This window comes from Roseateles chitinivorans (assembly GCF_002761755.1).
Taxonomy (GTDB): Bacteria; Pseudomonadota; Gammaproteobacteria; order Burkholderiales; family Burkholderiaceae_C; genus Roseateles; species Roseateles chitinivorans.
Genome location: NZ_PEOG01000073.1, coordinates 16,943 through 28,646, shown reverse-complemented (window position 1 = coordinate 28,646; position 11,704 = coordinate 16,943). Strand labels below are relative to the sequence as shown.

Genomic DNA, 11,704 nt, shown 5'->3' with positions numbered 1-11,704 from the left:
GCCCGATCGCTGCGGCTTGGGCGCGGGGCGCGGTCGCGAGATGTCCGCCAGCAGCAGGCTGGCGCGCACCAGGCTCTCGACCGCCTCGTCCAGCTCCTCGGGCGGCTCCAGGCTTTCGATCTCCTCGAGCAGCGCCTCCGCGTCCTCGAGGTCGTCGGGATCCAGGTGCATGTAGAGCTGGGCGAGCGGCTCGTTGATCTCGGACTCGTCCAGGTTCATCAGCGCCGGGAACAGGTCGGCGGCGAGCGCGAAGCCGGCGACCCAGGGCAGCACGGTCTCCGACGGCGAGGCCTCCTCGTCGAGCTCGAAGACCCAGGGGTCGAACCACTGCCGATCGGCGATCGCCTGCTTGAGCTGATGCTCGCGGCGCTGGACCAACTGCAGCAGCGGCTGCGCGTCGTAGCGCGCGGGGGCGGGTCGGCCTTCTTCGGCATCGAGCACCCAGCGCCACCAGTCGGACAGCGGCACCGGCTTGGGCTGCAGGATCAACGCGACCAGGAAGCCGTCGAGCATCGAGACATCGAGCGGCTCCAGCGGCGCCGGCACTTCATCGAGCAGCGACTGCAGTTCGTCGAGATCGTCGTCGCTCCACGCTTCCGGCGGCGCGCTGGGCGCGTCGACCGCGGGTCGATGATGCTGAGGACGCGGCCCGTGCGACGGCGTGCCGGCCCTCGCGGGCGGGCCCGCGGTCTTGCTGGCGGGAGGCCGGGGCGCGGACTTCTTGGGAGGCTTGGACGCGGTCATGGGGCGGGATTATCCGGCGCGCCTGCGCGCTGCCCCTGGCGATCCGCCGGACGCCCCACCGTCCAAGGCACGGGCGACAGGACGTGCGTACAGGCACAGCGAGCGGGGTGCCTTGTGTGCGCCGGCGCACGGAAGTCATGGTCGGCGGTGTGAGACGCGGCGCATTTTTCCGTAATGCGGAGTGCCCCTTACACCTGCTGACCATTTTCCGCAGGTATCCCACCTTGAGGGGATGCCGCGCCCTCAGGGTTCGCCCTAGAGTCCATCTCACGCCCTCCAACGGCGCGGCCCTCGGCCCCGATGGAGGGCACCGATCCCAACGACGTCCTTTCTAGGACTTGCAACGCCCGGTCAGCTCCGCTGGTCGGGCGTCCTTTTTTGGGGATCGTGGGGGAGTGCCCCTGAAGTCCTCGGCGCTTGGGCGGGCCTGAACGCCGACTAGCCGTGCTCGCGCCGGGCGGGCTCATCCTGATGGAGGAACACCGCGAAGGTGTCCCAGGGCAGCGGTGACGAAATCTGCTTCAGCAGGCGCCCGACCTCGCCGCGGTGATAGCTCCCGTGGGTCACGAGGTGGAACAGCATCTCCTCACGCGTCATCGCGCCGCGATCGCCGTCGGTGAAAGTGAACGGGACGCGCTCGGACAGCTGCTCCGGCGTCATCGACGCCACGTACTCGAGCAGCCAGCGATCGGAGGCCGCATGCGCCGCGCGCAGTGCGTCCGGCGTCGGCGTCTCGATCGTGTTGTTCTCCGCATAGCCGTGGGGACGGCCGGTGAGGTGTCCCGCGAAGATCTGGTTCACCACATAGCAGTGGTTGAGGATTCGCAGCGCGGTGTGGCGGACCTCGGCGTGCGCCTCGGCATCGGTCTCCGCCAGGATCTTCAGGAAGCCATCGTGGGCCCAGGCCTGATGCCGGAGCAGGTTCGTCAGGATCGCGGTGGTGCTCATGGTCGGTTCTCCTCGGCCATCAGCCCCCGCGGGGCTTCGGCGGACCGCCATCATGACAGGCCGACCCGCGGAACCACCGTTCAACCGGTTGGTGCGGGCTGGTCGCGCTGGACGGCTTGCACCTCGCAGGTCGCCAGCAGCGTCCGCAGCTGAGCGGCATCGAGCTCCGCCACCAGCCACGGACCGCGGCCGAGCGGCTCGAGGGCGACCGTCGCCGGCTGCAGCGCTTGCCGCAGCCGGGCCAGCGCGGTGTCCGGTCCGACCTTGAGGAGCAGCCGCACCGCCCGAGCCGGCGTGCGATCCATGACTGCGAGCAGCGCCTCGGCGCCTTCGATGCGGTCCATCGTGGGACATCCCCCTGGTGAAGACGCCGGGCGCACGGCGGAGGCCGCCGATGCGCCCGGCTCGCCGGCCACCGCGCCGCCTTCGCCCATCACCGCCGCGGCCATGCCCATCAGGGCGATGACCAGGCTGGCCGGCATCGGGAGCCGGAACGGGCGCGGTGACCGGGACCTCATGGCTGGGCGGTGACGATGGTGCTTGTGGCCGGATTGTTGTCCAGCATCACCCAGCCCGGGCAGCTGTTGCCCGAGCAGGCCGCGCCCGTCGAGCGCCAGATGCGGCCATTGCCGTGGCGCTGGTAGAGCCCGCTGGTCGCGGCCTCGATCTGCACGGTGGCGCCGTTGTTGTCGAGCATCGTCCAGCCCGGGCAGCTGTTGCCGGAACACACCTGGCCGGTGAAGCGCCAGACCTTGCCGTCCGCATGGCGCTGGAACAGCCCGCCGACGTTGGCCGCGATCTCGCGCGCCGCCGGGTTGTTGTCCAGCATCGTCCAGCCAGGGCAGCTGTTGCCGGAGCAGGCCACGCCGGTCGAGCGCCAGATCGCGCCGGTGTCATGCCGCTGGTACAGCTGCCCGCCCGCCGCGGCAAGCGCCTTGGCATGCGGGTTGTTGTCCAGCTTCGTCCAGCCGGGGCAGCTGTTGCCGGAGCAGGCCGCGCCGGTCGAGCGCCAGATCGCGCCGGTGTTGTGCAGTTGGTAGAGCCGCGTGCCGTCCGCGACGATGTCGATCGTGGCCGGGTTGTTGTCCAGCATCGTCCAGCCGGGGCAGCTGTTGCCCGAGCAGGCCGCACCGGTGGAGCGCCAGATCTTCCCGTCCGCATGACGTTGGTACAGCGAGGTACCGCCCGCCGCGATCTGCTTGGTGGCCGGGTTGTTGTCCAGCATCTGCCAGCCCGGGCAGGCGTTGCCGCCGCAGCGGATGCCGGTGTAGCGCCAGACCTTGCCGTCCGCATGCAACTGGTACAGCGCGTTGCCGCCGGCCGCGATCGCGCGCGTCGCCGGGTTGGCGTCGAGCAGCACCCAGCCCGGACAGCCGGTGCCGTTGCAGGCCACGCCGGTGTGGGCCCAGATGCGGCCGTCGGCATGCATCTGGAACAGCATGCCGCTGGACAGCGCGAAGGGCTGCGGCGCGAGCTGGTTCACCGCCGCTTCCAGATTGATCCGCCGCCGCGTGAGGTTGTTGCGCGTGTCGGTGACCGCGACACCGGTGGCCTGCAGCGCGCCCAGGATGTCGCCGACGTTGGCACCCGGCACGACCGAGCGGATCGCCGCGAAGGCACCGGCCACATGGGGCGTCGCCATCGAGGTGCCGTTCTTCGCGCCGAAGCCGCTGCCGGTCACCGACGAGGTAATGCCGGAGCCTGGCGCCAGCAGGTCGACGAGGGCCGCGCTGTTGGAGAAGCTGGAGACGGTGTCGCTCTTGGTGGTCGAGCCCACCGTCACCGCGGTCGAGATGCAACCCGGCGCGCTGACGCCGGTGGTCGAGCCGTTGTTGCCCGACGCGATCACCGTGGCCACGCGCACGGCGAGCAGGTCGTCGATGACATCCTTGCGGGCGTCGGCATCGCAGGCCGCGGCATTGACGCCGCCGCCCAGGCTCATGTTGGCCGAGACGATGTTGCGCGCCGCGCGCCGCTCCAGCACGCGCTGCAGGCCGCGGATCTGGTCCGAGGTGAAGCTCAGGATGCAAGGCGACGCCTTGTTCGAGTTCGCGCAGGGTGTGTTCCCCGGCGAGTCGGTGAAGCGCGAGAACACCTGCACCGCCATGATGTTGGCGTCGGGCGCCATGCCGTTGAAGGTGGTGGCGCCGGTGGCGCGGCCGGCGGCGATGCCGGCCACATGGGTGCCATGGTCGCAGCCGCTGATCGCGCAGGCCGCGCCGGAGCCGACCGCGGTGCTGCTCGACGCGCCGCCGGGGCAGACCGAGGTCGAGTTGTTGGCCGCCGAGGTCGTCGAGAAGCAGGCCTCCTCGACGACGCGCCCGTTCAGGAACGGATGGTTGGCCTGCACGCCGGTGTCGAGGATGGCCACCGTCGTGCCGGCGCCGCGCGCGCCCAGCGCATGGGCCTGCGGCGCCCGCACCAGCGGGCCGGACTCGGCCAGCGTCGGCGGCACGGGGACGTCTTCGGTCAGCTCGGCGATCTCGCCGTTGGCCACCAGCGCATCGAGCTGGGCGGCATCGACCTCCATCACCACCAGCGAGGTGTCTGGCAGGCCTTCGACGGCGTCAGCGCCACGAGCCCGCAGGCGCAGCACCAACTGGTCGCGCGCGCCGCGGATGGCGGGCGTCTCGCCGATCGCGCGCAAGGGTTCGCCGGCGGGACCGGCACCGGTCGCGTAGGCCGACAGCCGCGCGATCACCCGCAGCTTGCGCGGCGATTGCAGCGCCTTCGCGCGCAGCGCCGAATAGCCGCCCACACGCAGCGTCTCGCCGGTGCGCAGGGTCACGCCCTGGACCACGTCGGTCTCGGGCTTGAGGGTTTGTGCCGCGGCGGGCGCCATGCCCAGCATCGCGGCGGTCGCGCCGCACAGGGCCGCCCAGGCGGCCATGCGACGACGCATCACAGTCAACGAAGTCATACCTGTCTCCTGACGGCCAACATCGACCGCCCGGGGCGACTTTCGGCGGCGGTGCCGCGGGAAAAAACCACTGGACTAGGGATGCCGACCCCCATGGGAGGGAAGGGCAGGCCCCGCGTATCAGGGGTGTTTCCCCACTGTGGGGGAGCGCGAACGCCAGAAGCGGCTCAGAACCCCGCGCCCACGACGCCCTTGAGGTGGTCCACCAGCAGCCGCACGCCTTGCGGCGTGTGGCTGCTCCACGGATGGATGGCGTAGATCGCATCGCCAAAGAAGCCGACGGCGCGCCAGTCCGGCAGCACCTCGACCAGACGGCCGTCGCGCATCGCGTCGCGCGCGCTGAAGTCCGGCAGCAGGGCGATGCCGAGCCCGGACAGCGCCGCGTCGCGCAGCACCTCGCTGTTGCTCGCGCGGAAGAGGCCCTGGACCGGCACGCGCAGGCGCTCGGGCGCTGGCGCGCTGGTCGCGCGCTCGAAGAACCATTGCGCCGGTCCCGGCCGCAGATAGGGCAGGCAGTGATGTCCTGCGAGTTCCGCGGGATGTTGCGGCCGGCCCGCGCGCGCCAGGTAGTCGGGGCTGGCCGTCAGCAGCGCGCGCGAGGCGCAGAGCTTGAAGGCGACATGCGTGTCCGGCGGCGCGCTGGTGTGCCGGATCGCGAGATCGAAGCCCTCCTGCGCCAGCGGTACCAGCCGGTCGGACAGGTCGAGCTCGATGCGCAGTTCCGGATACCGCTCGAAGAAGGCCGGCAGCGCGGGCGCGACATGCTGGCGCCCGAGCGCGACCGGCGCGGTCACGCGCAGCAGGCCGCGCGGGGCGCCGGCCGACTCGCGGGCCTCGCCCAGGCTGCGGTTGAGCAGGGCCAGGCCCGGCTCGGCCTGCTCGACGAGGCGCGACCCCGCGTCGCTCAGGCGCACCGAGCGTGTCGTGCGTTGCACCAGCTGCTGGCCCAGGTGGCGTTCCAGGTCGGCGACCCGCTGGCTCACCGCCGCCTTCGACAGATTGAGCCGCTGCGCCGCCTTCGTGAAGCTGCCCAGCCGCGCGACCGCGATCAGCGCTTGCAGCTGCGACCACAGCAGTTCATCCCGGACTTCGGGGCGTACCGGTGATGGAGGAGAAGATCGGGAGGGCATATTGTTCAGTCTATCGAACAATGTGATCGGCGATCTGGCCTAGGCACAGCAGGGCGCGCTGCCTAGACTCGCGGCGAGCCCCCAGAAGCAGGAGACCGCCATGAGCCAGACCGCCCCCGCCGCTTTCACCGACAGCGCCGACATCACCCACTTCATCGCCGGCGAGCGCCGCGCGGCGACGTCGGGACGCAGCCAGGCGGTCTTCAACCCGGCGACCGGCCAAGTCGCGCGGCAACTGCAACTGGGCAGCGCGGCCGACGTCGACAGCGCCGTCGCTGCCGCACAGGCGGCCTTCCCGGCTTGGGCCGACGCGCCGCCGCTGCGCCGCGCGCGGGTGATGTTCAAGTTCCTCGAGCTGCTGAACCAGCACCGCGATCGCCTCGCCGCGATGATCACCGCCGAACACGGCAAGGTCTTCACCGACGCGCAGGGCGAGGTCTCGCGCGGCATCGATGTGGTCGAGTTCGCCTGCGGCGTCCCGCAACTGCTCAAGGGCGACTTCACCGAGCAGGTCTCCACCGGCATCGACAACTGGACCCTGCGCCAGCCGCTGGGCGTCGTCGCCGGCATCACGCCCTTCAACTTCCCGTTCATGGTCCCGATGTGGATGGCGCCGATCGCCATCGCCACCGGCAATGCCTTCATCCTCAAGCCCAGCGAGCGCGACCCGTCGCCCAGCCTGGCCATCGCCGAGCTGTTCCAGCAGGCCGGCCTGCCCGACGGCATCTTCCAGGTGGTGCAGGGCGACAAGCAGGTCGTCGATGCGCTGCTGCATCACCCCGACGTGCGAGCGCTCAGCTTCGTCGGCTCCACGCCGATCGCGCAGTACATCTATGAGACCGGCGCCCGGCATGGCAAGCGCGTGCAGGCACTGGGCGGTGCCAAGAACCACATGGTGGTGATGCCGGATGCGGACATCGAGCAGGCGGTCGACGCGCTGATCGGCGCCGCCTACGGCTCGGCGGGCGAGCGCTGCATGGCGATCTCGGTGGCGGTGCTGGTCGGCGATGTCGCCGATCGGATCGTGCCCCGGCTCGCCGAGCGGGCGAAGGCGCTCAAGATCAAGAACGGCATGGCGCTCGATGCCGAGATGGGTCCGATCGTCACCCGCGAGGCGCGCGATCGCATCGAGGGCGCGATCGCCCACGGGGTCGAGGAAGGCGCGACGCTGGTCGTCGATGGCCGCGGCCATCGGGTCGAGGGGCTGCCCGACGGCTTCTTCACCGGCGGCACGCTGTTCGACCATGTCCAGCCGTCGATGCGCCTCTACAAGGAGGAGATCTTCGGCCCGGTGCTGGCCTGCGTGCGGGTCAAGGATTTCGGCGAGGCGCTGGACCTGGTCAACGGACACGAGTTCGGCAACGGCGTGGCCTGCTTCACCAGCGACGGCAATGTGGCGCGCGAGTTCGCGCGTCGCGTGCAGGTCGGCATGGTGGGCATCAATGTGCCGATCCCGGTGCCGATGGCATGGCATGGCTTCGGTGGCTGGAAGAAGAGCCTCTTCGGCGACATGCATGCCTACGGCGAGGAGGGCGTGCGGTTCTATACGAAGCAGAAGAGCGTCATGCAGCGCTGGCCGGCGAGCATCGGCAAGGGCGCCGAGTTCGTGATGCCGACCAGCCGGTAAGGCGGCCTGCGGGCCTCCGGGCGAGCGCGCCCGCGACGGGCATGAAGCCTGATCGGCTACCCTTGCCGGATGTTTCCCAGCGGCGATGCCCCTTCCGACCTGATGTCCCCTGCAGCGCTCGACGGCGTGCCGTTGAGCGAGCTGCTCGCGCGGGCGCGTCTCGCGCAGCAGCAGGCGCGATTGGACGACGGCCTCGCGCTGGCCGACGCCGTGTGGCATCGCGCCGATGCCGAGGGCTTCATCAACGAGCAGGCCGAAGCCGGCAAGCTGCGCAGCTTCTTCCGCCTGCGGATGGGGGACCTGCCCGGGATGCTGGAGGTCGGCGAACGCGCGTTGCGGCTGATGCGACCACTCGGCGCCAGCCCCGCCACCTGCGAACTGCTGCGCTGGATGAGCCTGGCCGCCTGCGAGCTCGGCGCCTACGAGCAGGGCCTGGCCTGCGCCCATGAGGCGCTCAAGCTCGCCGGCGAGCTGGGTGACGTGCGGTTGCATGCCGTGGCGCTGAACGGCCTGGGCGCCTGCTTCGAGCGCATGGGCGACCCCTGGCAGGCCGAGCGCCTGATGAGCGAGGCCGCGGGCTTGCTGCGCACCAATGCCACGCCCTACGAGCGCGTGGTCACGCTGACCAACCTGTGCACCGTCGCGCTGGGCGCGTACCACTTGCAGCGCGATGGCGCCGCGCCAGAGCAGGCGACCCGCACGCTCGAGCGCGCGCTGGAACTCGCGCGCGAGGCCCGGCCCCATTCGCTGCAGCTCGGCGACCGCTACGGCATCGCGCTGACCGCGTCCAATTTCGGCGAGGTGCTGCTGTTGATGGGCCGCCTCGACGAAGCCGAGCCGCTGCTGATCGAGGCCCGCGACGAAAGCCAGCGCGCGGGCTTCCGCCTGCTGGATTGGCGCCTGCGTTGCATGCTGGCCGAGCTGCATCTGGCGCGCGGCCAGTCGAATGCCGCTTGGCAGCAGCTTCAGGCGCTGCGCGAAGAGACGGCCGCCCTCGGCGCGGACGCCGGTGTCGATCTGGAGGCCTCTGCGGCGACGGTCGCCCCTCAGCCCCGCGTGCCGCTGTTCCTGAGCCTGCGGCTGCATCACGCCAGCTACCGCGCGGCCAGGGCGCTGGCGCTGCTGGGACCGTCGCTGTTCCACCTCGAGCAGGCGCGCACGCTGGAGCGTCGCCGCGCGGTGGGCCAGCTGATGGCGCAATCGCAGTACTTCGTCTCGCGCATGGAGGCCGAATTCGCCAGCGACGCGGCGAGCGGCAGCAGCCGCGACGCCGCCGAGTTCAAGGATCCGCTGACCGGGCTGGGCAACCGCCGCTGCCTGGAGGCCCGGCTGCCGCCGCTGCTGCGCGCGGCAGAGCAGGACACGCGCCCGCTCACGGTCGCGCTGATCGACGCCGACGGCCTGCGCAACATCAACGAGCGGCATGGCCACGAGACCGGCGACCGGGTGCTGCAGGAACTGGCGCAGCTGCTGCGCGAGAACACGCGCGGTTCCGACCTGCTGCTGCGCTGGAGCGGTGAGGAGTTCCTCGTCGTGTTCCCCGACACCGTGGCCGACCGTGCCTTCGAGGTCTGCGAGCGCATCCGCGCCAGCGTGTCGGTGCATCCCTGGCACAAGCTGGCGGACGGCCTGGACGTGACGCTCAGCATGGGCCTGGCGAGCGCGCCGCCTTATGGGACCGACCTGCTGATCGCGCGTGCCAACGCCGCCGTCGAGCGGGCCAAGCACCTGGGGCGCAACCGCGTCGCCCTCGCCTGACACCGGCATCGTCGAGAGCGCCTTCCCCCTGGGGCCAACGACAGCCGACCTGTAGACCGCACAAGGGGGCAGGCCTTGCCTCATCTCCGCCCGCACCTGTTTCTACAATGAGAACAGTTCTCATCTGCCCGGTAAACCGGCGCGGTTGAGCCTCACGCCAGCCTGATGCCCACGCTCCACCGCGCCCCGCGACTTCGGTCGTGCGTGACGCGCGATGCCGGAGCCGGCCCCGCGAGCCTTTCCCATCCACCTCCCTTCGGGGCCGGTGCGCCTGCGCGCCGGTGTGCGGGCTTGCGCCCGCCTGCTGCTGCTCTTTCCCATGTCGCGTTCTTCCCTCTCCCCCGTCGCGGCCGCTGTCGCGCTGCTGATGTCCACCGGCCTGGCACTGGCCGACTCTCACCCGCCGGTCGCCCGCGCCATGGAGGCGCCGGATGCCGAGCCCGTCGCCTCCGACGCGGCGGAGCCCTCGTCCTCGTCCGCGGCTGAGGACGGCCCGCGCGCTGGCCGTCGCAGCGCGCTGGACCGCGTGACCATCAGCGCCGCCCGCAAGAAGCTGGAAGGCGCCAGCACGCGCCTGCCGCTGACCGCGCGCGAGACGCCGCAGTCGATGAGCAGCATCGACGCGAGCCGGCTCGAGAACGAGACGCTGATCAGCATCAACGACGTGATGCAGAACATCACCGGCGTGAACGTGTCGTTCTACGACACCCAGCGCCCGCTGTATTTCGCGCGCGGATTCCAGATCACCGATTTCCAGATCGACGGCATTCCCACCTACAGCGGCAGCACGCAGCAGGAGTTCGACACCGTCTTCTACTCGCGCATCGACGTCGTGCGCGGCGCCAACGGCCTGACCACCGGCGCCGGCGTTCCGTCGGCGACGGTCAACATGATCCGCAAGCGGCCGGAGAAGGCCTTCTCCGCCTACGGCGGGCTGGTGATGGGCAGCGACGACTTCCATCGTGTCGAGGCCGACCTCAACACGCCGCTGACGCGGGACGGCCGCGTGCGCGCGCGCTTCATCGCGTCGGCCCAGGAACGCGACGGCTTCCGCAAGCGCCACAGCGAGACCAAGACGGCCTTCATGGCCACCGTCGAGGCCGACCTGGGCGCCAGCACCACGGTCACCCTCGGCTACCAGGACCAGAACAACGTGCCGCAGGGGGCGATCTGGGGCACGATCCCGCGCTTCGCGTCGGACGGCTCGCTCGCCGGCCTGCCGCGCGAGACCAGCTTCTCGCCGTCCTGGACCCGCTGGTCGCGCCAGAACGGCACCTTCTATGCCCAGCTGGAGCAGAAGCTCGGCGGCGACTGGACGCTCAAGGCCATCGCCAACCACAGCGAGGGCGACACCTTCCGGCTGACCACCTATGCCAGCGGTTATCCGGACCCGGTCACCGGCGGCGGGCTGAAGCTGCTGGCGGCCGTCGGCAAGAGCTGGGAGCGCCGCGACAGCCTCGATGTCTACGCGTCGGGCACGCTGTCGCTGTTCGGCCGCAAGCATGACCTCGTGGTCGGCGCCAACGGGGTGAAGACCACGACGGTCACGCCGACGCTCACCTCCGTCGCGGCCTGGAGCTACACCATCCCCGACATCCGCAGCTGGGACGGCAGCGCGCCGGCCCCGACCTTCAGCGCCACCGGCGCCAAGCGGGTCGCCGAGACGGAGCAGAGCGGTCTCTTCGCGATGGGCCGATGGAAGCTGCTGGAGCCGCTGGCGCTGGTGACCGGCGCGCGGCTGAGCTACTGGAAGACCGGCACCGATGCCTTCAACGCGGCCGGCAGCTACACCGCGACCACGGGCGCCTACAAGGTCACCGACGAGGTCTCGCCGTATGTCGGGATCGTCTATGACCTGAGCGACACGGTCTCGCTCTACGCGAGCTACACCGATCTGTTCAAGCCGCAGAACTACAAGGACCGGAACGACAACCTGCTCTCGCCGATCCGCGGCAGCAACACCGAACTGGGCATCAAGGGTGAGTTCCTCGACAAGCGGCTGGCGATGTCCGCCGCGGTCTTCGAGGCCAAGCAGGACAACTACGCGGTGCGCGACGCCTCGGTGCCCGAGGGGTCGCTGCCCGACGGCAGCTCCGCCTACATCGGCGTGAACGGCACCAGGACCCGAGGCTTCGAGGTCGATGTCGCCGGCCAGCTGGCGCCGGGCTGGACGCTGAGCGCCGGCTATGCCAACACGCGCATCACCCGCCACGCGCTGGACCTGATCTATGCGAACCTGCCGCGCCACACGCTGCAGCTGAGCACCAGCTACCGCTTCGGCGGCGCCTGGGAGCGGCTCACCGTCGGTGGCGGGGTGAACTACCAGAGCACGGTCACCGGCTATGGCATCGCGCATCCGACGCTGGGCACGACCACCGTCACCCAAGGCGGCTATGCCCTGCTGAACCTGCATGCGACCTATCAGCTCAACGAGCGCTTCAGCCTCGGCCTGTCGATCCGCAATGCCCTCGACAAGACCTACTGGACCAACCTGGACTACCCCAACTACGGCGATCCGCGCAGCGTGATGCTGAGCGTGCGTGGGCGCTTCTGACCCGGGGTCGTCGCGCCGGCTCG

At 70.6% G+C, this 11,704-nt stretch carries 8 protein-coding genes; 3 read left to right on the top strand and 5 right to left on the bottom strand.

The genetic code is table 11. The annotated features are described in order from the left end of the window. The 5 genes from CS062_RS20925 to CS062_RS20905 all read right to left on the bottom strand — a co-directional run. Positions 1–744 (bottom strand): YecA/YgfB family protein (locus tag CS062_RS20925; RefSeq protein WP_099863493.1); only part of this gene is annotated, 744 nt, incomplete at its 3' end. A gap of 438 nt (positions 745–1,182) precedes the next feature. Beyond that, positions 1,183–1,692 carry a DinB family protein gene (locus CS062_RS20920; protein WP_099863492.1) on the bottom strand — a complete coding sequence of 170 codons (510 nt, stop codon included), beginning with the start codon at positions 1,690–1,692 and terminating at the stop codon, positions 1,183–1,185. An 80-nt stretch (positions 1,693–1,772) separates the two neighbouring features. Beyond that, positions 1,773–2,174: a hypothetical protein gene (locus CS062_RS20915; RefSeq protein ID WP_099863491.1), complete on the bottom strand. Its 402-nt coding sequence runs from the start codon at positions 2,172–2,174 to the stop codon at positions 1,773–1,775. Between the two features lie 32 nt (positions 2,175–2,206). Beyond that, positions 2,207–4,612 carry a S8 family peptidase gene (locus CS062_RS20910; RefSeq protein ID WP_099863490.1) on the bottom strand — a complete coding sequence of 802 codons (2,406 nt, stop codon included), beginning with the start codon at positions 4,610–4,612 and terminating at the stop codon, positions 2,207–2,209. A gap of 167 nt (positions 4,613–4,779) precedes the next feature. After that, entirely contained in the window at positions 4,780–5,742 is a 963-nt protein-coding gene (locus CS062_RS20905) for a LysR family transcriptional regulator (protein ID WP_099863489.1), read from the bottom strand. Between the two features lie 100 nt (positions 5,743–5,842). On the opposite strand from CS062_RS20905, the gene CS062_RS20900 reads away from it, so the two are divergent. The 3 genes from CS062_RS20900 (at position 5,843) to CS062_RS20890 (ending at position 11,681) form a co-directional block, all read left to right on the top strand. After that, positions 5,843–7,369 (top strand): CoA-acylating methylmalonate-semialdehyde dehydrogenase, encoded by a 1,527-nt coding sequence (locus CS062_RS20900; RefSeq protein WP_099863488.1) that lies wholly within the window; start codon positions 5,843–5,845, stop codon positions 7,367–7,369. Between the two features lie 102 nt (positions 7,370–7,471). Continuing rightward, on the top strand, positions 7,472–9,127 hold the full coding sequence (locus CS062_RS20895) for a GGDEF domain-containing protein (RefSeq protein ID WP_158238861.1): 1,656 nt from the start codon (positions 7,472–7,474) through the stop codon (positions 9,125–9,127). Between the two features lie 319 nt (positions 9,128–9,446). After that, on the top strand, positions 9,447–11,681 hold the full coding sequence (locus CS062_RS20890; RefSeq protein WP_233218185.1) for a TonB-dependent siderophore receptor: 2,235 nt from the start codon (positions 9,447–9,449) through the stop codon (positions 11,679–11,681). The last annotated feature ends 23 nt before the right edge of the window (positions 11,682–11,704 follow it).